The organism is Deltaproteobacteria bacterium, assembly GCA_019309045.1.
GTDB lineage: Bacteria > Desulfobacterota > Syntrophobacteria > BM002 > BM002 > JAFDGZ01.
Window position 1 is genome coordinate 1 of sequence record JAFDGZ010000042.1, and the last position, 24,382, is coordinate 24,382.

Annotated in this window: 24 protein-coding genes; 12 read left to right on the forward strand and 12 right to left on the reverse strand. The window is 56.7% G+C overall.

Translation table 11 applies throughout. The features are described 5' to 3' along the window. From gspK to JRI89_10410, 5 genes are all read left to right on the forward strand, one after another. A partial coding sequence (gene gspK, locus JRI89_10390; GenBank protein ID MBW2071650.1) for a type II secretion system minor pseudopilin GspK occupies positions 1–1,052 on the forward strand: 1,052 nt, incomplete at its 5' end. 16 nt (positions 1,053–1,068) lie between these two features. Beyond that, positions 1,069–2,643, forward strand: coding sequence for a pilus assembly protein PilM (gene pilM, locus JRI89_10395; GenBank protein MBW2071651.1), 1,575 nt, complete (start codon positions 1,069–1,071; stop codon positions 2,641–2,643). A gap of 41 nt (positions 2,644–2,684) precedes the next feature. Beyond that, complete coding sequence (locus JRI89_10400; protein ID MBW2071652.1) at positions 2,685–3,215, forward strand: type II secretion system protein M; 531 nt, start codon at positions 2,685–2,687, stop codon at positions 3,213–3,215. A 47-nt stretch (positions 3,216–3,262) separates the two neighbouring features. Beyond that, complete coding sequence (gene gspN / locus JRI89_10405) at positions 3,263–4,132, forward strand: type II secretion system protein GspN (protein ID MBW2071653.1); 870 nt, start codon at positions 3,263–3,265, stop codon at positions 4,130–4,132. A gap of 137 nt (positions 4,133–4,269) precedes the next feature. Then, a complete protein-coding gene (locus tag JRI89_10410) occupies positions 4,270–4,644 on the forward strand; it encodes a four helix bundle protein (GenBank protein MBW2071654.1) in 375 nt (124 codons plus the stop codon). Between the two features lie 64 nt (positions 4,645–4,708). Here the strand turns inward: JRI89_10410 and era are convergent, their stop codons facing one another. Next, positions 4,709–5,605, reverse strand: a complete 897-nt coding sequence (era, locus tag JRI89_10415; GenBank protein MBW2071655.1) for a GTPase Era — start codon at positions 5,603–5,605, stop codon at positions 4,709–4,711. Positions 5,606–5,784: 179 nt separating this feature from the next. Between era and JRI89_10420 the strand changes: the two genes are divergently transcribed. The 6 genes from JRI89_10420 (at position 5,785) to JRI89_10445 (ending at position 11,333) form a co-directional block, all read left to right on the forward strand. After that, positions 5,785–6,132: a hypothetical protein gene (locus JRI89_10420; protein MBW2071656.1), complete on the forward strand. Its 348-nt coding sequence runs from the start codon at positions 5,785–5,787 to the stop codon at positions 6,130–6,132. A 180-nt stretch (positions 6,133–6,312) separates the two neighbouring features. Then, complete coding sequence (locus JRI89_10425) at positions 6,313–6,561, forward strand: hypothetical protein (GenBank protein MBW2071657.1); 249 nt, start codon at positions 6,313–6,315, stop codon at positions 6,559–6,561. A gap of 88 nt (positions 6,562–6,649) precedes the next feature. After that, on the forward strand, positions 6,650–7,414 hold the full coding sequence (locus JRI89_10430; protein ID MBW2071658.1) for a Stp1/IreP family PP2C-type Ser/Thr phosphatase: 765 nt from the start codon (positions 6,650–6,652) through the stop codon (positions 7,412–7,414). Between the two features lie 48 nt (positions 7,415–7,462). Further along, on the forward strand, positions 7,463–8,194 hold the full coding sequence (locus tag JRI89_10435) for an FHA domain-containing protein (protein MBW2071659.1): 732 nt from the start codon (positions 7,463–7,465) through the stop codon (positions 8,192–8,194). A 10-nt stretch (positions 8,195–8,204) separates the two neighbouring features. Next, positions 8,205–9,866 (forward strand): DUF4388 domain-containing protein, encoded by a 1,662-nt coding sequence (locus JRI89_10440; GenBank protein MBW2071660.1) that lies wholly within the window; start codon positions 8,205–8,207, stop codon positions 9,864–9,866. 123 nt (positions 9,867–9,989) lie between these two features. Continuing rightward, positions 9,990–11,333 (forward strand): serine/threonine protein kinase, encoded by a 1,344-nt coding sequence (locus JRI89_10445; GenBank protein MBW2071661.1) that lies wholly within the window; start codon positions 9,990–9,992, stop codon positions 11,331–11,333. A 231-nt stretch (positions 11,334–11,564) separates the two neighbouring features. Here the strand turns inward: JRI89_10445 and JRI89_10450 are convergent, their stop codons facing one another. Beyond that, on the reverse strand, positions 11,565–12,581 hold the full coding sequence (locus JRI89_10450) for a radical SAM protein (GenBank protein ID MBW2071662.1): 1,017 nt from the start codon (positions 12,579–12,581) through the stop codon (positions 11,565–11,567). A 330-nt stretch (positions 12,582–12,911) separates the two neighbouring features. Beyond that, on the reverse strand, positions 12,912–13,646 hold the full coding sequence (gene rnc / locus JRI89_10455) for a ribonuclease III (GenBank protein MBW2071663.1): 735 nt from the start codon (positions 13,644–13,646) through the stop codon (positions 12,912–12,914). 454 nt (positions 13,647–14,100) lie between these two features. On the opposite strand from rnc, the gene pyrR reads away from it, so the two are divergent. Continuing rightward, entirely contained in the window at positions 14,101–14,646 is a 546-nt protein-coding gene (gene pyrR / locus JRI89_10460; GenBank protein ID MBW2071664.1) for a bifunctional pyr operon transcriptional regulator/uracil phosphoribosyltransferase PyrR, read from the forward strand. 97 nt (positions 14,647–14,743) lie between these two features. Here pyrR and JRI89_10465 read toward each other — a convergent pair whose 3' ends face one another. From JRI89_10465 to JRI89_10505, 9 genes are all read right to left on the reverse strand, one after another. Further along, the gene (locus tag JRI89_10465; protein MBW2071665.1) at positions 14,744–15,193 is read right to left on the reverse strand and encodes a four helix bundle protein; all 450 of its coding nucleotides are present in this window, start codon (positions 15,191–15,193) and stop codon (positions 14,744–14,746) included. Positions 15,194–15,300: 107 nt separating this feature from the next. Beyond that, the gene (locus JRI89_10470; protein ID MBW2071666.1) at positions 15,301–16,188 is read right to left on the reverse strand and encodes a hypothetical protein; all 888 of its coding nucleotides are present in this window, start codon (positions 16,186–16,188) and stop codon (positions 15,301–15,303) included. Positions 16,189–16,276: 88 nt separating this feature from the next. After that, entirely contained in the window at positions 16,277–17,953 is a 1,677-nt protein-coding gene (locus JRI89_10475) for an FAD-dependent oxidoreductase (protein ID MBW2071667.1), read from the reverse strand. 220 nt (positions 17,954–18,173) lie between these two features. Next, on the reverse strand, positions 18,174–18,878 hold the full coding sequence (locus JRI89_10480) for a hydrogenase iron-sulfur subunit (GenBank protein MBW2071668.1): 705 nt from the start codon (positions 18,876–18,878) through the stop codon (positions 18,174–18,176). A 172-nt stretch (positions 18,879–19,050) separates the two neighbouring features. Then, a complete protein-coding gene (locus JRI89_10485) occupies positions 19,051–20,730 on the reverse strand; it encodes a CoB--CoM heterodisulfide reductase iron-sulfur subunit A family protein (GenBank protein MBW2071669.1) in 1,680 nt (559 codons plus the stop codon). Positions 20,731–21,030: 300 nt separating this feature from the next. Then, positions 21,031–22,332 (reverse strand): FAD-dependent oxidoreductase, encoded by a 1,302-nt coding sequence (locus tag JRI89_10490; GenBank protein MBW2071670.1) that lies wholly within the window; start codon positions 22,330–22,332, stop codon positions 21,031–21,033. A 75-nt stretch (positions 22,333–22,407) separates the two neighbouring features. Next, positions 22,408–22,575 (reverse strand): FAD-dependent oxidoreductase, encoded by a 168-nt coding sequence (locus JRI89_10495; GenBank protein MBW2071671.1) that lies wholly within the window; start codon positions 22,573–22,575, stop codon positions 22,408–22,410. A 231-nt stretch (positions 22,576–22,806) separates the two neighbouring features. After that, positions 22,807–23,934 carry a (Fe-S)-binding protein gene (locus JRI89_10500; protein MBW2071672.1) on the reverse strand — a complete coding sequence of 376 codons (1,128 nt, stop codon included), beginning with the start codon at positions 23,932–23,934 and terminating at the stop codon, positions 22,807–22,809. Continuing rightward, positions 23,931–24,350 carry a hydrogenase iron-sulfur subunit gene (locus JRI89_10505; GenBank protein MBW2071673.1) on the reverse strand — a complete coding sequence of 140 codons (420 nt, stop codon included), beginning with the start codon at positions 24,348–24,350 and terminating at the stop codon, positions 23,931–23,933. The genes JRI89_10500 and JRI89_10505 overlap by 4 nt, the downstream gene beginning before the upstream one ends. Positions 24,351–24,382: the final 32 nt, after the last annotated feature.

A 24,382-nucleotide genomic window follows, 5' to 3' on the forward strand; every position in this document is an offset into this window, starting at 1 on the left:
GTTTTGAAATGATGGCAAGAGTGTTGCGCAGGTGGTGGCGGGATCCCCAGGGTGGGGCAGCACTTATACTTGCTCTGCTCATGATTACCGTTCTGGTGACGGTGGTTATTGAAAGTCTCAGGGGAGTGCAGGTGGAGGCCACTGGTGCGCGCTACTTTCAGGATGGTTTTCGTGCCGAGGCCCTGGCAAAATCTGGCGTCCATCTGGCCATGCAAATGCTGGCTATTGACGGCGCAGACAACGAGGTCGACCATCTGGGGGAGCCATGGGCCGAAGTGCTGCAGCCTGGCATGCTGCCGCGTTCCCTTGCGGAGGCGGGAACTCTGGAGGGAAAAGTTGTAGACGAGAACGGCAAGTTTCCCGTAAATTTTCTGGTGGACGACAAGGGTGCGCTTCGCCCCGACTATCAGCAGGTCTTCGAACGGCTGCTCACCATGAGCCCTATGTCCCTGGATGCTGAAAAGGCGCATGCAGTGGCCACTGCCCTCAAGGATTGGCTGGATAAAGACGAGGAGACCACGGAGACCACCGGGGCTGAAGCCGATTATTATCAAACTCTGGAAAAGCCGCACGGCTGCAGGAATGGTCCCATTGTCGCCCTTGACGAGCTTCTGCTGGTGCGGGGCATTACCCCGGAGCTGTACTACGGCAAGGATGGCAAGCCGGGACTGAAGGATTTCGTCACGGTGCGCAGCAGTGGCAGGATCAATATCAACACCGCAGGAGTCCAGGTTCTCCAGGCCCTGGTGCCCGCCACGGTGGCTCCGGAAACTGCGAGTGAATGGGCTCAGAATGTGGTAGCCTACCGCAGTGAGCCCTTTCACTACGATTTTCTCAAGGAGAAGGACTGGTACAGGAACAGAATGCCTGGATTCAATGATATTGTCCTGCCTGCTGCTCTGGTAACCACCACCAGCGACTACTTTTCTGTAGAGATGACTGCCAGGGTGGGTGCGGGGAGAAAGTCTATCTTTGCTTATCTGGAGCGGGAGCCGGGTGCCGGCCGCCAGGGAGAAGCAAAGGTAGTGGCACGTTTCTGGCAGGTATATTGACCTCTGGTTGATGACAATGGCAGAGAAGATTCTCGGTATAGATATCGGCAGCAAGGTGCTCAAGGTGGTGCAGCTGAGTCGCACCCTGCGAACAGCGCGAATCGAGGGGTATGCCAGCAAAGCGCTGCCGCCCGAGGCCTCGCCGCCGCAGATTGCTGAGACTCTCCGGGAGCTGCTGGCCCAGCACGGCCTGGAAGGCGACCGATTTTTTCTGACAGTGGGCTGCCAGGACGCTTTTTTGCGGCGGGTTGCCCTGCCGTTTACTTCTGAACGCAAGATTGCTCAGGTCCTGGGTTTCGAGATCGAAGCCACCTTGCCCGTGGCCCTGGAAGAGGTGGTGGTTGACTCCGTACTCAGTGACGACCGCGCAGACGGCAGCCACAGCGTGCTGGCGGTCGCTTTCCCCAGACGGGTTCTCACTCCCTACCTGGAGGCCTTCCGGGAGATAGGCATTGTGCCAGAACTGGTAGATCTGGACGGGGGCGTGCTCGGAGTCATTGCCGGTGAACTGGCGGAGCAGATTCCTGAACGGACGCTTCTTCTGGATATCGGCCACCGGAAAACCAACTTTCTTCTGCGGAAGGGAGGGCGTACTTCTTACCTGCGCGCCCTGGCTTTCGGCTGCAGCCGCCTGGCTGACACCTTTGCCAGATCTGCCAACATATCTCTGGAGGATGCCTTCAAGCAGCTCTTTGCCCACGGCTTCAACGGCCAGCCCGCCGGCACCGGCAAGGATGGCTCCGAAGGCGAGGTGCGCCAGGTGGTGCAGGCCTTTGCTCGCGAAGTGGAGATGACCCTGCTTGCCGCCCAGGAGCAGGAGACCGCGGCACCGCCGGAACTGGTGCTGCTGCTCGGCGGCGGCTCGCTGATAAAGGGCTTTGCCGCACTGCTCGGTGAAGAGCTGCAGCTGCCAGTGCGCCGGGTCACCGAGCTGACGGACCTGGGAGTGCTCGGACAATTTCAGGATCTCAGCAATGAGGCGCCCATTTACGCGGTGGCAACGGCAGCAGCCCTGAGAGCGGCAAGGCGCAAAGGCAGCTTTAACCTGCAGGCAACGGCAGCGCCGAGCCTCGACCCACTGGTGCGCTGGCGGCCGCAGATCATCTACGGACTCATGGCCGCGGCCCTGGTGGCACTGAGCTGGCTGGGATCCGTAGGTGCAGACATCTATGCCAAGAACAAGCAGCTGCAGCAGCTCGATAGAGCCATTGAGACGGTGATCAAACGAGAGCTGCCGGAGTTGAGCGGCTCGCTGAAGCCGAGCCAGTATGTGAGTGTACTCAAGGGCAAAGTGGACGAATTGAAGCAAACAGCCGCCCTTTTCGGCAGCAGTGTGGAGCAGTATTCCACGGTGGAGGTCCTGCGGGCCATCAGCGAGGCCATACCGCCCGATCTGCAGGTATCTCTGCAAATGCTCTCGATGGATCAAAAACAGGTGCGCCTCAACGGCAGGGCTGATTCCTTTGGCACTGTGGACAAAGTGAAGAACCGCCTGATGGAATCGCCGGAATTCAGCAAGGTGAACATCAGCGGGGCCAAGGCGGCCAAGGATGGCAAAGGAGTGGACTTCAGCATCGAGCTGCAGCGCTAACCATGCTGGAGAACTGTTGATTTACAGCGAAGGAAGAGGAAATGGCCAGGCTTAACCAGAGGCAGTTGTTGATAGCGGCCGCAGCTGTTGTGCTGACGCTTGCCACCGTACAGTGGGTGGTGAGGCCGGTGATGAACTACCGGGAGCGCCTGGCCAGAAATGTGGTCAGAACTGAGCAGCGCCTCCACGAACTGCTGCGGTTGGAGAAGGCCTATAGAAAGGCCAGGGCGGAATATCAGGCCTCGGAGAAAAATGTACGCAATCGGCCGCCTGGCTTCACTCTTTTTGCCTTCCTGGAGAATCTGGCTGGCCGCGATGGTCTCAAAGAAAAAATCGAGTACATGAGGCCCTCGGTGAAGCCGCTCGACGAAGAGCATCAGCAGGAGCAGGTGGAGATGCGTTTGAAGGGCATTTCTCTGAAGGGCCTGATACCCTACCTCTACCACATCGAAACCGCTCCGGAGCAGGTTCGCATCGAACGGCTGTCGATTCGCCCCGAGCAGCGTCAGCGGGCGCTGCTTGACGTAAACCTGGTGATTGTTGCCCGGGGCTACCGGGGAACAGCCGGCTGACAGTCCCCCCATGTTTCTTACTCGAGTGGTGTGAGTAGTTTTTCCCGATGACACGGAGACCGCTAGTTTATCTGCTCTATATCGTGGTTCTCGCCGCGGTGCTGGTGCTGTGGAAATTTCCTTACGCCAGGTTGGAGCCTGGAATTGAACAGCTGCTGAGCAGACACCTGGGGGTGGCCGTTGACCTGCATGACATATCCCTCGGTTTTCCCCTGGTCCTCAAAGCAGGCAGGTGCACGGTCTGGCAGGAGGGCTCCCGGCCGCAGCTCCTGTGGGAAACAACAGGAGTGTCGCTGCGGCCACACCTGCTGCCTCTATTCAGGGGAAGGCTCGAGGTGGGATTCCGTGGCAGGGCCTATGAGGGCACCCTGGAGGGCAGACTGAATGTGGGGCCCGTCTATGCCCCTGACAATTATCGCCTCTCTCTGGCGTGGACAGACATCATGCTGGAGCCGAACCAGGCATTGACCTCACTGTTTGGCCGGCAACTCAGTGGTAAGCTGACCGGGCAGCTGCACCTCGAGGGTGCACCCGGAGACTGGCTGAACTCCAGGGGAAGCACCGAAGTTGCTTTGCAGGAAGGAACCTGCAGCGTGGTTTTTCCTTACCTGGTGACGGACACTCTGCGCGGCCTGGAGATCAGGGCCGAGGCCACGGTCCATGACAGGAAGCTGCAGATCAGCAGGTGTGTATTCCGAGCCGATGGCCTCAGGGGATCACTGCAGGGCACCGTAAAACTGCGGCAGGATCTTCGCCGGAGCAGAATGGATCTGCGCGGCCAGGCCCAGGTCGATGCCGCCCTGATAAATCTTGCCACAACCACGGGCAATGCGGCCCGAGCCCTTTTCCAGAGAGGCAAATCCATCCCCTTCCATCTCCGTGGTACGCTGAAAAGGCCGAGGGTGCAGATATTTTAGGGGGGCGCAGGGCGCAAGGCGTTGGGCGCAGGAGAGAGGGCGCAAGGCGTTGGGCGCAGGGCGCACGGCAGAAGGCGCACAGCGCAACAATATCTCAAAAAGACAGTTTGATTGCACTTAATCGAGAGGGGGCATCAATGGGAAAATTCCAGGATCTTAAAGTCTGGCAGAGAGGGAAGAATCTGGCCGTATTTGTTTACCGGATTACCAGCAAGCATCCTTTCACAAAGGACTATGGGCTCAGGGACCAGATTCGCAGGGCCACTGTTTCTATACCGAGCAACATTGCCGAGGGCAACGACTTGAGGACTGACAAACAGGCCATCAGGCATTTTTACATTGCTAGGGCTTCCGCTGCAGAAGTTTTTACACAGGCTATTATTGCTCTTGAGATTGGGTACTTGGGGCAAGAGGCCTTCGATTATATCGAGGAAGAATGTCGCAGGATCTCTGCCATGCTGACGCGACTCATTCAATCACGCACAAGGTCGAATAAAAAGGACATTCCATAAATCTTTACCCTGCGCCCAACGCCTAACGCCATGCGCCCGATGCGCAGCGCCTTGCGCCCTCCCTTTACATATATCCAAACTCCCGCAGGGCGCGTGGGTCTTTGCGCCATTTCTTGCGCACCTTTACCCATAATTCCAGGTATACCCTGGCCCCGAGCAAGTGCTCCATGTCCAGTCTGGCCTGCTGGCCGATCTGCCGCAGCATGGAGCCCTTCTTGCCTATGATGATTCCTTTCTGTGAGGGCCGTTCCACATGCACTTCGGCATGGATGCGGATGAGGTTCCTTTCCGGGTCTTCCTTAAAGGAGCTGATAGTGACCGCAGTGGCATAGGGAATTTCTTCGGAGGTGAGGTGGATGATTTTTTCCCTGATAATTTCAGCACAGATGGCCCGTTCTGGAATGTCCGTGAGGGTGTCTTCATCATAGTAAGGCGGACCAGGAGGCAGCATGGCAGCGATTTTGTCGAGCAGCTCCTGGATGCCGCTCTGATAGAGAGCCGAGATGCACGCTTTCTGAGCAAATGGATAGCGGCTGCTCCAGTTTTCAACTATCTCTGGCAGGGAAGCCTCTCCTGTCAAGTCAATCTTGTTGACGGCGAGAAACACGGGGGTCTTTACCCGCTGCAGCACCTCGAGCACGGTGTTGTTTTCCCTGTCGCGCGGCTTGTGTGCCTCTACCAGAAAGAGGATCAGGTCTACAGTCTCGAGAGTTGCCACTGCAGTGCGCACCATGGCCAGGTTCAGTTGCCCCCTGGCTTGATGAATGCCCGGAGTGTCAAGGAAGACCATCTGGTAGTGGTCCGTAGTTCTCACACCAAGGATCCTGGTGCGGGTAGTTTGCGGCTTTGGGGAAATAATGGCGATTTTTTCGCCCACAAGGAGGTTCAGCAGAGTAGACTTCCCCACATTGGGAGCGCCGATAATGGCTATGAACCCTGATTTGAAGGATGTTTCCGGCATAATTGGCTCCAGATGTGGTCTCTTCTTCTGCAAGGCTCGATTCTAGCAATACGGAAGGGAGGGCGCAAGGCGTCCGGCAAAGATAGTGCGGAACGCTGTGCCTTGCCCTGATAACCGATAACTGGGTTAGCAATGGGGGTAGGACCTCCTGTGGGAATGAAAAAGAAAAAGGGCAAGCTTTGAGTGGAAAAGAGATTCCCTATTTTATCAAGACCAGAGGCTGCAATAATTGTGAGGTGTTCAAGTCCTATACCAGCTTGACGGGAACCGAGTACGGCACTAACCATACTTTCCATGCCAAGTGCGTCCACATGGGGTGCGACCGCTATGGCTATAATGTGCTGGCACCGTTCATCACCCCCAGAGAATACCTCAGAATAGGCATCAACACAGGTCTGCGACACCAGGCCCTGGAGAAGGCCAGGAAGGTGGTGCAACGGTTCACCGATTTCTACGACTCGCGAGGGAATCTCAAGCCCTGGGTGACCGAGGCTATCGAAGCAGATGACTCTGCAACGGATGTGTGAATTGGTTGCACAGTGCTGCATTGGGAGCAGCCGAGCCAGGATATTCTGGCAATTATCCCTGGAGCAATGCTGCGCAAATATCCAGGTTTGCATAGACCTTGAGTTTTAGGCCGATTTGTATACAATCTCCCCAATGAGCATGCCCCATGTGAGGGCGGTGGATCAGGGGATGAACTGGCAATGAAAGAGTTGGAAGAATATCCGGTAATTACCAGAGAGTTGATAAATGAAATACGTGACCGGCTGCAGCATATCTATCTGGACACGCGCCGCCTGGTGCCGAACACCCAGGACTACGATCTGCTGATGGAGTGCATCCGGGAGGCGATTACTCCATACTTGCCGTTCACAATGGATATGTTGGACAAGGTGGTGGACGATGCCTACGGCCTCTACTTGAATTTTCAAGCAGTGGAAAAGATAAAGTAGAATCTGGCAAACATGGCCACGCCTCAACAAGAACGATTTTTTGAGACCCGAGTTACCTATGAAACCAGTCTCTGCAGGATTTTCCGATGTGGGAAGAAAGAGAAAGAACAACGAGGACTCTTTCTACCTGAATGACAAGCTGGGTCTTTACATTGTGGCCGACGGCATGGGTGGACACCGCGCCGGGGAGGTCGCCAGCGAGACCGTGGTCAGCAGCATCAAAGATTACATGGAGGCTTTTCACAGCTCACCGGAGGCGCACGAGGTAAAGACTGTGGAAATGTCCCCGGCTGCAGCCGCAGTCAATCACAGCATCGAACTGGCAAACCGCGTGGTGTTTCAGCTGTCGCAGGACCAGGGGGCCTACAAGGGCATGGGCTCGACCGCTGCGGTGGTCTACCTGGACGGAGGCACCCTGGTGACGGCCAATGTGGGCGACAGCCGCATTTACCTCGTCCGCAAGAACAGCATTGAACAGCTCACTCATGACCACACCCTGCTTGCCGAACAATTGCGCAAAAATCCAAAATGGGATCCGAGTATGTCCTCCATTCCCATGAAACACATTCTGGTTCGCGCTGTTGGCATCCAGGAGACAGTGGAGCCCGAGGTTTACGAAGTGCAGCCCCTGCCTGGCGATCTCATTCTCATGTGCAGCGACGGCCTCACAGACATGCTGTCCGATGAAGAGATGCTGGAGATTCTGCAGAACGGCGGGGAGCTCGACGAGTTGTGTGAGAAATTGATAGCGGAGGCCAACGACCGCGGCGGCGTGGACAACATCACAGCTGTGGTGATTTTGCTGCAGGAAGAAGAAAAGGGATTTCTCAAGAAATTGCTCCGGTCTCGGTAGCGGAGCTGACACGAGTATGAAGACACATTGGTAATCGAGGGGAGAACCATGGCTCATGTAACCCTGAAATTCAAGGACCTGGTGCTGAAAGAATTTCCCCTGGAGGGTGGGAGCAAGACTATTGGTCGCGAACCGAGCAATGACATAGTCTTGGAAAACCTGCTCGTTTCAGCCCACCATGCTCGCATCGACCAGGCAGGAAGCGACATAATAATAACGGACCTGCAGAGCAAGAATGGCACTTATGTCAACGGGGAGCGGATTACCAGTGTGAAGTTGAAGGACGGCGACCGCATACTGATCGGCAAACACACCCTGGTGTTCAACCTGGAACCCACCGATGACGGCCAGGGGGATAACCTGGTGGAAGCGACCATGTTCATGGAGGTGCCCCCGGACCAGGCAAAAGCGCAGCCTCAGCAGAAGCAGGAGCCGGCAGAGGAAGAGGAGCACACAGAAGTGACCTATGTGGGGGCTCCTGGTGAAAAGTTGGGACTTCTGAGTTATCTGGCAGGCGGGGCGGATGAGATTGCCCTCAAGAAAAAGCTGGTGAAGCTGGGCAAGGGCAGGGAGGCAGATATTCAGGTGGGCGGACTCTTTACCCCCCGAGTGGCAGCGACCATCAGCAAGCGCCCATCCGGCTATCACCTGACGCCCATGGGGGGACGGGCCAAAGTAAGAGTCAACGGGGCTCAGCTGGAAGGGAGCTACCGGCTCAAGGAATTCGACGTTATTGAAGTTGGTTCTGCGCGGCTGCAGTTCTATTACGAGGGAGATTGAAAGATTGTAAATGGCTCTGCACGGTGACGCAAAAACATTCTCTCTAGGTGCGATCATAAGATTGATCCACGGGGAGAAGAAAAATGGCGTGCTCACGGTCGTCAAGGACAGCAACCGTTCGCAGATCTATTTCCGAGACGGCAAGATCGTCTTTGTTTACTATACTGGCAAGCGGGCCGAGAAGATCCGCCTCGGCGAACTTCTCAAGACACACAACCTCATAACAGATGAGCAGCTCGACAATGCCCTGGCTGTTTCCAGAACTATGGACAAGCGCATGGGTACGGTACTGGTAGAGCGCGGCTACATTTCCCGCGAGAACCTGGTGCAGCTTCTTCTAGAGCAGTTCAAGGATATGGTCAACAAGATCCTCAACTGGGACGAGGCAGAGTTCACCTACACTGACGGCCTCAATGGACTGGAAGAAGATCTGCGTTTAGAACTCGACCCCAGTCGACTGGTGGCAGAGGCGGAGAAATGGGAGCACTACCGTAAAATCATACCCAATGACAGCGTGGTCTTCCAGATAAGGCCGGGGGCCCTGAGCTCCAAGTCCATTTACTCTGGCGGGGCGCTGCGCGTCTTGCTTCTCATTGACGGCAAGAGGACCGTGTCGCAGATCATCAAGGAAACTGGCCACTCCAAGCTGGCAGTGTACCGGGCTATTGCCAACCTGTTCATGCTGGGAGCAATTGTGCGCAAGGGTGCAGCTGGTGAAAGAGAGAGTTCCGTGCCCTTGGCGGACAGTGCAATTTTTTCTCTCTATGCCAGGGTGCTGCAGACTATCATGGATGACCTCACTGAAGTGCTCGGCACCAGGGCGGCGGCGGCTTCATTCAAGAAGAGCCTGGAAAGCTGCAGCTATTATTCTCATTTCTCTTCGGTGCGTCCAGAGCAGGGTTTTGCAGAAGCCATAGAGGAGATCCGCTCCTGCTTCCATGAAAAGATGGATACACTCAGCAAGACGGACCTGATCAAGCTTTTCAATCAACTGGTGGCCTCGCTGTTCAAAGAAGAGCACCGGCTGCTCGGCTCCAAGGCCGCCGGCATCACAGGCCAGAAACTTCGCAGTTTTCTGGATACAGTCCCAGCTAATTTGCAGGTGCTGGCCGATCCTGTGAGGCGTTTTCTGGACGCCTACGAGAGTGAATCTCGAGTCCAGGGAGAGAGGAAGTTCACCGCTGCCGGGGGGCCCAGACCGGTTGCCGCAGCCCCGGGAGCAGGGACGTCCGCAGGATTGGACAAGGTTGATCTCAAGGCGGTCATTCCCTTTTATGCGCAGATGTTTCAGGTGGTAATGGCAAGCCTGGAACAGGAACTTGGTTCCAAGGCTCGTGATCTTTTCTACGGCATGGCCGGCCAGCTCAGGTCAGGGAGCAATGTTTTTGCGGCCATCCACAGTGATGACGGCTGGGAGACCTCACTGGCGCGTCTGCAAGAGCTCTTGAAGGCGGGCAGATTGAAGCTGACTACTGCGGAGCTTGTTGGCGGTTTGCAGCAGCTCCTCCTGGGACTGCTCAAGCAGGAAAAGCAGCTTCTGGGAGCAAAGGCATCGAGGCTCACTATCTCCCGCATGCGGCAGGCAGTGGAAGCTGCAGGCAGCCAGCGCAGCCAGCTGCATGAACATTTTGCCGCCTTTCTCTCCGGGAGCGCCGGACAATTCGGAGGGTAGATAGGAGAAGGTGATGCGGCATCAGAGGCAGGCCTCTGATGCAGTCTTACAGAATGGAGAGGGGCGAAGAGGGGAGGATGTCCAGGATGGCAAACAAAAATTATTTGCTGGGATGGAGATGCCATGGAAGCTAACAAGAGCTACTGGATCGCACAGGCATTTATCCTGATACTCTACGTGATTACCCTGATCATTTACAACAGGGCGAAAAAAGAGTATGTCGGCGGCAAGATTGGTGCGGCAATAAAGCTCATAATGGTCTTTGTCGCCTTTCTGTTCCTCTCTGACTATGTGGACTACTTCCTGAGCAACCTGCTGCCCCTCAGTCCAGACGTCAAGTTCAGCTTCAAGATTCTATTCAGGCTGGTGGCAATCAGCGTGCTCGCCTTTGGGGGTCTGCGCTTCTTCGTCAGCAAGCCGACCAGCAGCGGCATGGTTGAACCTGTGTCCATGCCGCAGCCCACCGCAATGGACAGCGGCAACGATGTGCAGCCTGAACCGGCAATCGAGGAGCCTGCCGGGGAAGTAAGCCTGGCAGAGGAGAGCTCCTATCCGCCGGTTCCTGACTTTGGTGCTGACGAGACAGTGGTGATGCAGGAGGCAACGCAGACGAAGCCTTCCCTGGGGCGCTATGAAATCATCGAGGAACTGGGCAGGGGTGCCATGGGCATCGTCTACAAGGGGCACGATCCGAAGCTGGACCGGCTGACAGCCATCAAGACCATTCGGTTTACCGATGATTTTGACGAGGACCAGGTTGAGAAAATCAAGGAGCAGTTCTACCGGGAGGCGGAGGTGGTTGCCAAACTGTCGCATCCCAACATCGTCACCATTTACGACGTGGGCGAGGACCTGGACCTCTCCTATCTGGCCATGGAGTACCTGGAAGGCGTCAGCCTCGAGAGATATGCCCACAAGGACAATCTGTTGCCCATAAGGAGGGCGATCGACGTGGTGAGCCAGGTGTGTGACGCCCTGGAATACGCCCATGGGCGGGGCATAGTCCACCGGGATGTGAAGCCGGCCAATATCATGATCCTCAATGACGGCCTGGTGAAAGTTACGGACTTCGGCATTGCCCGGGCGACCGCCACTTCCAAGACCCGCACTGGCGTGATCAAGGGGACGCCCTATTACATGTCCCCCGAGCAGATTTCTGGAATGAAGGTGGATGGCCGCTCCGACATCTTCTCTCTGGGCGTGGTGTTCTATCAATTGCTCACTGGAGAGCTGCCCTTTGGCGGCGAGAACCTGGCCGCCATCATGTACCAGATTACCACCGTGCCACACGAACCACCAACTACCTATAATCCCAAGATTTTCAAGGCTGCAGTAACTATTCTGGACAAGGCCCTCGAGAAGAAATTGGACAAACGTTACCAAAGCGCCAGACAGATGGGAGATCACCTGCGCCTTCTTGGACAAAAATTGGACGAGATTCGCGCCCGGGCGAAGAAAAGCGAATGAAGGAAGGGCATTGGGCGCAGCGGACAGGGCGCACGGCGTTGGGCATTGGGCGCAGGGTAAAAGATAGCGCGAAGCGCTGTCATGTTTTTGCTTCATGGCTTGCAAGCCATCAAAGGGGAAAAGCTCTGATCTATCTGGTCGTGGCTACAGAGCCACTCCTACTCCTACCGAGTGTTTTTTGAGACCGGATAACTGATAACTGATAACTGATAACCGATAACCAACTAATCCTCACACCTCTGCGGTAATCCTCCATTCCCCCTCCTGCAGGTCTGTGGATCCCACGACTCTCAGGGAGTCTAGGCCCAGTTTTGCCTGCCAGCGGTTGGTGTTGGTGTTTCTGTGCCCACGAATGTCTGAAACCTGGTGGGCAGCAGCGTGAATGACCAGCCGGGATCCCAGGCGACGCGCTTCTTCCAGGGGCTGCTCCAGACGGTCGTACCAGAGAGCGCTCTTTACCAGCTGGCCGAAGGCAGGGTGGTAGGGGCCGGCCACAATCCTTCCCTGCTGCTCCAGGGAAAGCACTGCCTGGAGTCCGGTCCTGATCACCGGGATGGAGGCCCTGGTGAAGCGGAGCAGGGCCTGCTTGCACCAGTGCACCGCCTCGTTCACAGTGAGAGGGCGGTAATGGCCCGAGCGGTAGAGGTGCGCCAATCTGGTGCCGGCAAGCACCACGGTGGGATACAGCCGGACAAAATCCGGCTCCAGGGAAATAGCCGCGTCAACAGTGCGGAGAAATTGTCGCTCACTGTCTCCAGGAAGCCCGGGCATCAGCTGGAGCCCGAGGTAAAAGCCGCGGCCGCGGATGCGGTTTGCAGCTTCCCTGGTCTGCGAGCTGGAGTGGCCGCGCTCACAGCGAGCCAGCACACTGTCGCTGAATGACTGGGCTCCCAGTTCTATGGTGCTGACATTCATCTCTTGCAGGAAATTCAGGTTGTGGCTGCTGACAGCATCCGGCCTGGTGGAAAGCCGCAGAGACTGCACCCGGCCTCTGGCAATGAATCCTTGCACCGCCTCCAGGTAAAAGCGCTGCTTCTTCTCGGAGAGCACTGTAAAAGAGCCGCCGTAGAAGGCTATCTGCACCGGGGAGCGGCGGCTGTACTGGAGATGCTGCTCCACGTGCTGCTGCAGGCTCGTGGCAGTCCACGACTGCCGAGCAGTACCACTCACCGCAGTTTGATCGCAGTAAATGCAACGATGCGGGCACCCCTGGTGGGGGATGAAGATGGGGATGATCAGAGGTTTCATGTTGGGATACTCGGTTATCAGGAAAAAGCAGGCGCAAGGCGCACGGCGCAGGGCATTCGGCGAAGGTGGCGCCAAACTCTGTCAAGCCCTTGATTCCTCGCAACCCGAAGTTCCCGCATCTCGCAACTCGCGCGCCCCGCAACCAGCGGCCCTGGGCCATTTTATCGGATCGCGGCTAGCCTGTCCCATCGCAGGGGAGAACAACTCCTGCCGCCTTGTTCCTGACAACTGACAACTGATAACTGATAACTGACAACTGACAACTGGTAACTGATAACTGATAACTGATAACTGATAACTGGCAACTGACAACTGATAACCCGCCTCAGGCTAGCCCGTCTTTTCAGAATCTTCCTGTTCTTCCAGGACACGCAGGGCTCTGCCAGCGGCCTTTTGTTGGGCGGCTTTCTTGGTGGGACCGGAGCCGAAGGCCAGCAGACGGTCGCGCACCCAGACGCTCATGCGAAACCACTTGTTGTGTTCCGGGCCTTCCTCTGCTTCGAGTCTGTACCGGGGCACGGTCTTGTCGCGAGCCTGGACGATCTCCTGCAAACGGGTCTTGTAGTCTCTATCGAGAACAATCGGCAGATCCTCTTTGTCGGTGAGAAATGGAGCGAACAACTGCTCCACCACCTTCATGACGGCCTCCAGGCCGCCGTCCAGATAGATAGCTGCCAGAACAGCCTCGAGGCTGTCGGACAATAGCGAGGGTTTTGTCCGGCCGCCGCTTCGATCTTCTCCCTTGCCAAGATGCAAAGCCTCGCCCATGCCGAGCTCCCTGGCTATGCTGGCCAGGTGCTTCTCGTTCACCAGCCCGGCCCGCAGCCGGGAAAGCTCTCCCTCGTCATAGTCAGGAAATCTTTCCAGCAGCAGATGACTCAAAGCCAGATCCAGAGCAGCGTCGCCGAGAAATTCCAACCGTTCGTTGTCTTGCAGCTTCAAATGAGGGTTTTCATTGACATACGAGCGATGGAGCAGGGCGTTGAAGAGCAGCTGTCTATTATTGAAGCGATAGCCCAGCCTTTCTTCCAGTTCCTGAAGCATAGGGTCAGTGTTGATGTCCATGTTTCAGCTACTTGACCAGCATCTGTGAGCAAAATTTCACTACTTTTTATTCTCCATTATTGGTGAATCCAGTGGCTAAAGTCAAGAAGGGGAGTTAGTTATCAGTTATCAGTTATCGGTTATCGGTTATCAGGCAAGATGCAAGCGCGCAGCGCCGTTCCCTACCCCACCAGTCCTGAGCCCGTCGAAGGATGCCCAACGCCCAATGCCCAACGCCCAATGCCCAATGCCCAACGCCCTCTATTACATTGACAGCGAAAAATTCTTTCGTTATATTGGCAGGCAAAACAATTGAAGCTGGAACTGCCGGGAGACTGGCAGTTTCTCTTTTCTGAAGCAGAGGTCCTAGCAGCAGCGAGCACGGTGGTTTGGGGAAACAGACGAGGGGGGGATGCGGCCCCTGCTGAAGTTTGCCCTGGACAGGCGCCGGCCATGGTGAGGAGGCTTCATCCCGATGGCAGCAGAACAGAAGGGGCGGCAGATCCTTTCCGCAGAAGAAATGGACAGCACCCTGGAAAAGATGGCGGCAGACATTTACCAGGCGATTGACGACAAGGATAATCTGGTGCTTGTGGGTATTCGGACTGGCGGGGTTCATCTGGCCAGAAGGATTCAGGAAAAGATCGAGCAGAAATTTGCTCGGCAAATTCCCGTGGGTATTCTGGACATTGGCCTCTATCGAGACGACTGGACCAGGATAAGCACCCAGCCCATAGTTCGCACCACTGAACTGCCCTTCTCTATAGACGACAGAATCGTGGTGCTGGTGGATGATGTGCTCTTTACCGGCAGGACCGTGCGCTCTGCCATGGCTGCCCTTATTGATTTCGGCCGGCCGCAGCGCATCATCCTGGCGGTGCTGGTAGACCGCGGCCACCGGGAACTGCCCATATGCGCTGACTTCGTGGGAGTCACAGTGCCAACAACCCTGGAGCAGGTGGTAAATGTCTACCTGGAGGAAACCGGCGAAGAAGATCGGGTGCTGTTAGAAAATATGTGAAGCGGTTGTCGGTTATCAGTTATCGGTTATCGGTTATCAGTTATCAGTTATCAGTTATCAGTTGTCGGTTATCAGTTATCGGGTTATCAGTTATTGGTTATCGGTTGTCAGGATCTTGAGTTGATGTCAAGTATTTGGATAGTTCTTCTTGGACAGACGGATGTTTATTTGCTGCTCTTTGCAGGTACTTCATATACCCATTGAGATGTTTGATTGCTTGATGAACCAGATCACGGCCCCTGGATAGGATTTCAGCTGAGATCAAACCTTCATCATAGGCAGTAATCAGATGGTCCAGGACTTCCCAACAGGACCCTCTAGCGTTACTACAGAATTTCGCATTATCCATGTAATGAAATCTGCCATAACCTTCGGCGATGTTGGCAGTGGAAGATCGAGCTGCCTTTATTAGCTGATCTCCCAATCGAAACCGTTCTTCTCTGGGCAGGATCGCCACAACCTCTTTTGCCACGAAAAGTCGCACCTCTCTGCAACATTTCCAGCACTCTAGGTCTTCAAACGTCCGAATGTGTTTGTTGTGCGCCATTTAATCGCCAGAATCAAGCGGAAGCATTCATGATTACGAATCCGCCTGATAACTGATAACTGATAACTGACAACCCCAGGCGTAGCCACAGGCGAAGCCAGGAGCCCTCATCTCTGCGCCGCCAGCTGCACCTGGTCTTTTTCCGTAGCGAGCAGCGCGGCGCCGTCGCCGTCAGCAAAGAAATTGGCATAGTCAACTTCGAGCCCCACAGCAGAGGTGAGCTTTTTCACCTCGGCCGAGAGCTGCGGCTGCGTGAGCAGGACGAGCAGATCGAAGCTGCGGCATTCTTCCCCCTGTGCTGTGGCCAGGGTTACCTCTACCTCGGCTTTTTCGCCGGCATCCACAGAGACAACCGCGGCTTCCTGGAAGGTTATGTCGGCAAGCTTTTCCAGGTCGGCGGCATACTCCTGCTGGAAGCCGGTGAGCTCTCCGGCAATGATGGAGATCTCGGCTTCCGGCAGCTTGCCTCGCAGCAGAATTGCCTCGTTGACAGCCAGGCACAGGGCAGCCCTGTGCACGCCTGAGGCTGCGGCCTCGTAGCTCTGGACAAAACCAATGCGCGCTGGAACCTCACCGTCGTACGGTCGGATGACAAGACCTTTGCTGGGGCCGTCTTCGTCCAGCATGCGCTCCATTTGCAGATCGGTGATCACGTTCAAATTGCTGCCAAGTTGGAACTTGTCGTCAATGCGCTCCTGAGCCCGCTCAACTCCGGATGAGACGATCAGCATGTCTGCCTCCACCTCGACTATGTCATCCTCCATGGCGAAATCGATGGCCTCGGGCTTGCATTCGGCCCAGCAGAGGGCGCAGCCCAGGCAGCGCCGGCAGCTCAGGCACCTCCTGGCCTCTTTGAGCGCTCTTTCCTCGTCGAATCCCAGTTCCACTTCGTTGTAATTGCGGCGCCGCTCTTCCACATCGATTTCGATCTGGTGCTGCCGCTCGGAGGGAATGTCTGGAAACTCTACAATGTAACGGCCCTTTTTCTCGTACATACCAGCACCTTTTTCAAATCAGCAAAGTTCTCATGAGACAGAGCGTCTGCAGAGCACAGGGCGAAAGACAACTTGCCAGAGTGCTCTGTCAGGCGGCTGCCCTGCGCTTGGCTTCGATATAGCGGGCAATGCCCGCAGCTGCCTTGCGACCGCCGGCGCAGGCGGCAATGGCAATGCCCGGGCCGGTCTGAACGTCGCCGGCTGTAAAAACTCCCGGCACATTGGTCATGAAGGTCTCGGGATCGGCATCCAGAGTGTTCCAGCGGGTAATCTCCAGGCCGCTGTCATCGGGCACAAAGGCAACGTCAGGCCGCTGGCCGATTGCCGGTATGAGAGTTTCGGCCTCGATGACGAATTCGGAGCCTTCTATGGGAACAGGGCGGCGTCTGCCGCTGGCATCTGGTTCTCCCAGCTGCATGCGCAAACACTTGAGGGCCTTCATGCGGCCGTTGTCGCCAATCACCTCCACAGGCGCCACCAGGTATTGAAACTTGATGCCCTCCTCCTCGGCAGCATCGATCTCCCAGGGGCTGGCCGGCATTTCCTTCTTGGTGCGGCGATAGAGGACGTGGACCTCGTCGAAGCCCTCGCGCCAGCTCACTCTGGCAGCATCCATGGCCACGTTGCCGCCGCCGATGATGATGACCTTGCCGCGGGCATCGATCTTCTTGCCCATGTTGGCGTCCTTGAGAAACTTGACGCCGTCTACCACTCCCTCGAGATCCTCACCGGGAATGCGGAGTTTCATGCCGCTCCAGGCGCCCACGCCAATGAATATGGCGGCATAGTCTCTCTGGAGCTCCTCGAAGGTGACATCCTTGCCAATGCGGGTATTGCAGCGCAGCTCCACGCCGTGCTCGAGAATCCAGTTGATCTCCCGCATCAGGGTTGGCGTGGGCAGTCGATACTCTGGAATGCCATAGCGGAACATGCCGCCGGGCTCGGGCATGGCTTCGAAGCAGACCGAGCGATAGCCGGCCTTGGCCAGGAAATAGCCGCAGGTGAGGCCTGCTGGACCGGCGCCTATTATGGCCACCTTTTCATCGTGAAACTGCTCGGGGACTTCCACGGGGGGGTCGATGTCGTGGTGCATTTCCCAGTCGGCCACAAAGCGCTTCAGAGCGCAGATGGCTATGGGCTCATCCACGTGACCACGGTTGCAGGCTCCTTCACAGGGATGCGGGCATACCCGGCCAATGGAGAGAGCGAAGGGCAGTCTTTCCCTTATTTTAGCAAGAGATTCTGCGTATTTACCGTCGGCAATCAAACCTACATAGGAGCGGATGTCCAGATTGGCAGGACAGGTGGCCTGGCAGATGGGCATGTCCTCCTTGAAAATATTGTAGACTCCCACACTGGGATTGAAAAAATCGATGGCAGTGCGAAAACCCAGCCCCTCATTGAAGTCATCGTACATGTGTATGGGGCACACCCGAATGCAGGCCTTGCAGTCGTTGCACTTCTCAGGGTCCACCCTGGGCGTGCGCTGCCTGAGGCGGAAGTGGAAGCTGCCGTCGGCAGCCTTGGCCTTGAGAAGTTCTGCATTGGTGAGCAGCCGGATGTTGGGGTGCTTCCTGACAGCTTCCCAGTCCACGGCAGAAAACCCCGACTCACCGTTGATGATGCGCGTTTGCGGCAGTCTCCTGCCGCCGAAGCTTGGCGCTGCTTCCACCAGGATTACCTGGTTGCCGGCTTCCGCTTGCGACAGGGCGGCGGCCACGCCGGCTGGATCACCTCCGAAAATTATCACTCGTTTCTTAGACACGACTTCTTCCTCCACCAGATGGTGACGAGTCCAGAATGTGGGCAGACTTCAAAACTTATTGCTGATGGCATCCGCTGGCACCTTCCTGCGGCCTGAGCCGGGACAATGCCCTGGCATTCATCCAGAGAAATGTTGTCGGCAGGCGCCCCGGCTCCCCTCGGGCTGCAGACTCCTGCGGCCGGGCCATTGTGGCCCCGCTCCTGGCAGGTTCTGGCCGGCCTCAGGCTGCGTCGGCTGCCTGTTCTGCCAGCTCGTACAGAGGGGAGCTGCCTTCCACCCCGGCCAGCTGCACGAATCCCCGACGCTGCAGGGCAAGCACATACCTGAGTACACGATGAGCGGGCAATTGCAGCCAGGAGGCGAGCTGCTTTACCGAGGCAGCTCTCTGGCCCAATTGGGCCAGTATCTGATGAGTGGCTACCTCATCCATAATGATGGTGTCCAGAGTACGCCACATTTCGTGTTCGGTAAAAAGCTCGCCATACTTGTTGCCGGTGGTGGTGAACTCCACAAACTTGCCCACCACCCAGCGGAGCTTCTCTCCGGCCAGGGCAGCCCGTGCCGCTTCCAGCTTCTCCTGGAGAGCACCGGCTGCAAGTCTATCGCCGCTTCCCAGGGGCCCGAGCTCACGGATGCCCTGGTCAAAAGTGCTGACGAGCTCCACAAAGCGTTCGCTTTCTGCAGAAGAACATTGCTCGAAAGCCACCCGTCCAGGGTTGAGCCCCACGTAGTCGAGCACCCTGGCGGCAAGGCCCACCTTGATCTTTCCCTGGACGTTGCCGATGATGTAATGGCAGTCGCCAAAATAACAGCCGACGACCATGACCCCATCTGCCCCGTAGACAAAGGCCTTGGCGATCATGGTGGGGTCCACGCGGCCGGTGCACATGAGCCGAATGATGCGTATGTCCGTGGTGTATTGTATCCTGGAAACTCCAGCGAGATCAGCCGCGGAGTAGCCTCACCAGGTGCAACAGAACACCAGTATTCTGGGTGTAAAATCCGCCAAGAGGTCACCTCCTCACTCTGGACAATGTAGATGTGTCCTGGATGATCATCTGCTTGCCTGATGCTCTTCCCACATCAGGCAGATCTCTCTAGCCGGTTAAAAATGCCTTTATCTGTTCCTCCACCTGCTGGTCGGTAAAAGAATTGATGGACAGCGCATGCTGATAGCATGTTGCGGCGCACACACCACATCCCTTGCAGGCCACGGGAATGGGCTGCACCTTGCGGCCCTTTTCCGTGTGGACGATCTCCAGGGCGCCGTACGGACAGAGAGCAACGCAGAGGCCGCAGCCGCGGCAGGCGTCTTCATCTGCCAGCACCGACACTATGGGCTCCACGGTCATCACTCCCTTGGCCAGAGGGATGGAGGCCCGCGAGGCTGCTCCGAGGGCCTGGGACACGGCCTCGCGAACGGTGGCTGGATAGTGGGCGTTGCCGCAGAGATAGACGCCGTCTGTGGCAAAATCCAGGGGCTTGAGCTTCACGTGCCCCTCGAGGAAAAACTGGTTTTCATCAAGGGTGACGCGCAGCAGCTTGGAGATGGCCTCGTTGTCCTCTCCGGCTATCAACGGCGTGGAGAGCACCACCAGCTGTTGCGGCAGCTCGAGCTCACGACCCAGAAGGTGGTGGTAGACCCGGACCTTGCCGTCTTCTACCTGCGGCGGCTTTTCAGGATCGTATTTTATATAGCGTACGCCCAGCTCCCTGGAGCGTTGAAAGAGGACCTCGTTCTCTGTGCCGTACGCCTGAATGTCCCGGTAGAGCACGTGCACCCGCGCTTCGGGATTGCGCTCCTTGATGGCGATGCTGTTCTTGATGGCGGTCATGCAGCAGATGCGGGAACAGTAGCGGCGCTCTTCGGAGCGGGCGCCGACGCACTGGATCATCACCACATCGTTGAAGTCCAGCTGCTGGCGCCGCAGAAGTTTCTCCAGCTCCAGCTGGGTGATGACGGTCTTGCCATCGTAGCCGTACATGCCCTCAGGCTTGAAAACCTGGGCCCCGGTGGCCACAATGATCACCCCGGCGCTGAATTCCTCCTGGACACCATTGACAGCAACAGTCACCTGGTAGTGGCCAATGTAGCCGGCCACCTCAGTGAGGGTGGCCGAGGTGAACAACCGGATGTTGTGGTGCGCCTTGACTTTGTCGGCCAGAGATGCGGCCAGGGTCTGGGCGTCTGCCCCGGAAGGAGCGAGTTCGTGGAGCTCCAGCAGGAGGCCTCCCAGCTGGGCCTGCTTCTCTACCAGAATTACCTCGTAGCCCCTGTTGGCCAGAGTCAGGGCGGCAGTCATGCCGCTGACGCCCCCTCCTATGACCATGGCCCTGGGATCCATTTCAGATTGAATGGGCTCCTGCGGCTCCAGAAGGACAGCCTTGGCAACTCCCATGCGGATGAGATCACGGGCCTTGGCTGTGCCTGTGTCGCGCTCCCGCATGTGCACCCAGGAGCACTGGTCGCGGATGTTCACCATTTCAAAGAGATAGGGATTCAAGCCGGCTTCGGCGCAGGACTCGCGGAACAGTGGTTCATGAGTTCTGGGAGTGCAGGAGGCCACCACCACCCGATTGAGGTTTTCTTTCTTGATGGCCTCTTTGATCTCGTTGATGCCTGCTTCAGAGCAGGTATAGAGATTTTCCTTGACAAAGACCACGTGGGGCAGCGTCTTGGCATACTCGGCAAGACTCGGGCAATCGAGATAGCCGGCTATGTTGCTGCCGCAGTCGCAGACAAAGACGCCGATGCGAATCTCTTCCGTCAATTTCACACCTCATTGTGGAGTTCTAATTAACAAATTCAAAAGTTTTAAAATTCAAAAAACTTAACCTTCAACCCGTAACTACTCCTTGTGCCTTCCACCCTGATAACCCTATACTGCTAGGAAGCTGGAAGGCTAGGAGGCTAGAAAGCTAAAAGACGACAGCGCTTCGCGCCATAAGCCTTCCACCCATTTCCCCTGCTCCCTGCTTTCCATCAACCATTAACCAATAACCGATAACCCCGGCGTCTTGTCACGGCGAAGTTTTAACGTAGCCGGAAGCCGAAGGCTTCTCAGCTTCTATTTTCCTTATTTTGCTCCGCCGGCAGCTGCTCTTGGCACAGCAGCCACAATTTCTGCGGCCCGGGCAGCAGCGCTGCTAGCCTGAGCCACCGATTCTGGAATGTCCATGGGCCCCTGGGCGCAGCCGCAGACAAAGATTCCCGGCCTGCTGGTGTCCAGGGGTATGAGGGGGTCGGTCTTGAAGAAGCCGTGTTCGTTGAGCTCAAGACCCATCATTTCCGCCAATTTCTGGGTGCCGGCAGCAGGTATACAGGCGGTGGCCAGGATCACCATGTCAAAGGTTTCCTGCTGTACCTGTCTGCTGGTGGTAGACTCGTACCACACTATGGGATTGTGATCTTTGTCCTCGGTGATCTCGGCTACCCGGCCGCGGATGTACTGGATGTTCGCTGATTGACCGCCGCGCAGTTTGTACTCCTCGAAGCCCCTGCCCACGGCGCGGAGGTCCATGCAGAAAATAGAGGAGCTCACCTCGTTGTCGTGCTCGTAGGCGATCATGGCCTCCTTGACCGAGTGCATGCAGCAGTAAGAGGAGCAGAAGCGGTTGAACCTGAAATCTCGGGAGCCCACACACTGGATGAAGGCGAGCTTCTTGGCAGTGGTGCTTGCTGCGTCGATCTTCTTCAGGGAGTCCAGCTGCTGCTGGCTGGCGTTAACCTTGCGGGCCAGTTCGGCCCAGCGCTTCAGCTCGGGCTCTTCTGCAGCGGCTTCCTCCTTCCAGGTTTCCAGAAACTCGGCCGTGGACTTGCCGTGCTTTTCTTCCAGTCTCTGCACCTGCCGGCTGAGCTTCTTGAGGCTTTTTTCCAGGGCGGCAATCTCAGCCCGCAGAGCCAGCTCAGAGGGCCTATCCAGGTGGCCCGCCGTAGGACCGCTGGCACTGAGGAGACGCTCGAATTCCATGGCAGTTACCACGTTGGCGATATGCTGGTAGCCGTACTCTGGAATGACCGAGGGATCAAAGACCTCATAGCCGCTGGCCAGCACGATGGCCCCCACTTCAATATCCAGGAGCTGATCTTTCTGCTCGAAGTCTATGGCCTCGGCCTGGCAGGTCTTGGCGCAGATGCCACACTTCTTTCCCTGGCCGAGCTGACGACAATTTTCAGCGTCGATGCAAAAGGTGGAGGGGATTCCCTGGGGAAAGTACTTGTAAATAGCCTTGCGTTCACCGAGCCCGGCGTTGTAGTCGTCCGTGACGGAAGTGGGGCACTTTTCGGCGCAGGCGCCGCAGCCAGTGCAGAGGTCTTCATTGACATAGCGCGCTTTCTTGCGCACCTTCACCTGAAAATCGCCAGCTTCGCCAGCCACCTGCTCCACTTCGCTGTAGGCGAGAAGATTGATCTTTTGATGCCGACCGGCATCGAGCAACTTGGGCGACAGAATTCAGATGGCGCAGTCGTTGGTGGGGAAGGTCTTGTCCAGCTGGGCCATCTTGCCGCCGATGCAGGGCAGCCGCTCTACCAGGTGGACCTGTATTCCCATGTCTGCCAGGTCCAGGGAGGCCTGAATGCCGGCAATGCCGCCGCCAATGACCATGACGTCCTTGCTCACGCTTCACCTCACAGTTTGTAGGAGTGGTAAAATTCCAAAATTTCAGAGTTACAAAATCTTGAAGTTGTAAAGTTTTAAAATTATAAAATAAACAAATTACCAGGTGATAAAGACGATCTCAGTGAAACTGTTTGGGGGAGCGGCTTACCCCGACGACGGCACGGCCACATGGTGCCGCTCCCATGGAGTTACATTTTTTATTTTGTAATTTCACAACTTCACAACTTAGACCTAGCCAACCGCCTCAGCCAGCAAGATGGTGAGGTCCTTGATTTCCAGATCCATATCCAGGTTGCCCAGGGCGCAGTTCAGGTGAATCTGGCACTTGGGGCAGGCAGTCACCAGGGTGCGGGCGCCGGTGGCTGCAGCTTCCTGGAGCCGTTCAGCCTGGATTCTCTTGGAGCCGGTGCCGCAATTGGCCCAGCCGCTGGTGCCGCAGCATACGGCATTTTCCCTGTTTCTTTCCATTTCCACAAAGTGGCAGCCGGGGAGTTTGCTGAGGATTTCCCGGGGAGCATCATAAATTTTGGCCATGCGGCCCAGCCTGCAGGGATCGTGGAAGGTGATGCTGGCAGCACCGTTCTCCCGCAGTTGCAAGCGCTCCTCGGCAAGCATCTGGGAGACCAGCTCGTAGAAGTGCACCACTTCGAAGCCAAGATCCCCGAAAAACTCCTGATAGTGATGCTTGAAGGTGTAGTAGCCCTCCGGACAGTTGAACACCACCCGCCTGGCTCCCGAGGCCCGAATGACCTCCAGGTTGTGGGCCGCCAGCTTCTTGAAGACGTCAACGTTGCCGTTCCAGAGCATGTCGTGGCCGCAGCAATGTTCGTCGTTGCTCACTACCGGGGTGATGCCGCCGGCATTGAGGATCTTGATGATGCTGCTGCTCACACTGAGACTGTCCACGCCGATATCGGCGAAGATGACCTGGAAGTATGGCATGCAGCCCACAAAAAAGAAGGTGTCGCCGCGGTCGGCAATCTGGCCGGCCTCGCTGGCCCACTGGGTCTTGTTTTCCTTGATCCCCTGGGTCTGCAGTTCCATGATGGTCTGCAGCATGCCGTGATGGGAAAGCATGGGGGTGGTGCCCCGCTGCAGGGCCTCTTCACGCAGCAAGCGCATGAATTCCGGAAAGTTGATGCTGGATGGGCACCGTTCGAAGCAGCGGCTGCAGGTCAGACACGACCAGAGATCCCGGTCCCTGAGCAGTTCTTCTCCGAGCCCCAGCAAGGCTTTTTCCACAATAAGCCGAGGTGAAAAGGAAGGCAGTACTCTGGAAACCGGACAGCTGCCGGTGCACACTCCACAGTCGAGGCAAAAGTAGCTCTGAGTCAGCTGGGCTGCATCTTCTATCTTCATGCGGCGACTCCAAGGGGTGATTTCCCCAGCTCTTTGATTTTCCTGGTAAAAGAGGTGACTATTTCAGCAAAGCGGCCTCCCTCGGCTGAAGAGACCCATTCGAGCGCCAGCCGCTCGTTGTCGATTCCCATGAGCTGCAACAGGCTGCGGGTCATTTCCACCATGCGCTGCGCTTTTTCATTACCATCCTGGTAATGGCAGTCGCCGATGTGTCAGCCGCTCACCAGCACGCCGTCCGCCCCCAGTTGAAAGGCCTTGAGGATGAAGTCCGGCGATACCCGGCCGGAGCACATCACCCTGATCAGGCGAATATTGGGCGGGTACTGCAGCCGGCTGACGCCTGCCAGGTCTGCGCCGGCATAGGCGCACCAGTTGCAGCAGAAGGCAATGATTTTTGGTTCGAATTCAGTGCTCATGCTCATCTGTCCTTTATTTCCTCGGGTCCGCG

Coding starts and splice junctions, on each gene's coding strand:
- pilM (MBW2071651.1), top strand. CDS start 1,069: ATGGCAGAGAAGATTCTCGGTATAGATATCGGCAGCAAGGTGCTCAAG.
- JRI89_10400 (MBW2071652.1), top strand. CDS start 2,685: ATGGCCAGGCTTAACCAGAGGCAGTTGTTGATAGCGGCCGCAGCTGTT.
- gspN (MBW2071653.1), top strand. CDS start 3,263: ATGACACGGAGACCGCTAGTTTATCTGCTCTATATCGTGGTTCTCGCC.
- JRI89_10410 (MBW2071654.1), top strand. CDS start 4,270: ATGGGAAAATTCCAGGATCTTAAAGTCTGGCAGAGAGGGAAGAATCTG.
- era (MBW2071655.1), bottom strand. CDS start 5,605: ATGCCGGAAACATCCTTCAAATCAGGGTTCATAGCCATTATCGGCGCT.
- JRI89_10425 (MBW2071657.1), top strand. CDS start 6,313: ATGAAAGAGTTGGAAGAATATCCGGTAATTACCAGAGAGTTGATAAAT.
- JRI89_10435 (MBW2071659.1), top strand. CDS start 7,463: ATGGCTCATGTAACCCTGAAATTCAAGGACCTGGTGCTGAAAGAATTT.
- JRI89_10440 (MBW2071660.1), top strand. CDS start 8,205: ATGGCTCTGCACGGTGACGCAAAAACATTCTCTCTAGGTGCGATCATA.
- JRI89_10445 (MBW2071661.1), top strand. CDS start 9,990: ATGGAAGCTAACAAGAGCTACTGGATCGCACAGGCATTTATCCTGATA.
- JRI89_10450 (MBW2071662.1), bottom strand. CDS start 12,581: ATGAAACCTCTGATCATCCCCATCTTCATCCCCCACCAGGGGTGCCCG.
- rnc (MBW2071663.1), bottom strand. CDS start 13,646: ATGGACATCAACACTGACCCTATGCTTCAGGAACTGGAAGAAAGGCTG.
- pyrR (MBW2071664.1), top strand. CDS start 14,101: ATGGCAGCAGAACAGAAGGGGCGGCAGATCCTTTCCGCAGAAGAAATG.
- JRI89_10465 (MBW2071665.1), bottom strand. CDS start 15,193: ATGGCGCACAACAAACACATTCGGACGTTTGAAGACCTAGAGTGCTGG.
- JRI89_10470 (MBW2071666.1), bottom strand. CDS start 16,188: ATGTACGAGAAAAAGGGCCGTTACATTGTAGAGTTTCCAGACATTCCC.
- JRI89_10500 (MBW2071672.1), bottom strand. CDS start 23,934: ATGAAGATAGAAGATGCAGCCCAGCTGACTCAGAGCTACTTTTGCCTC.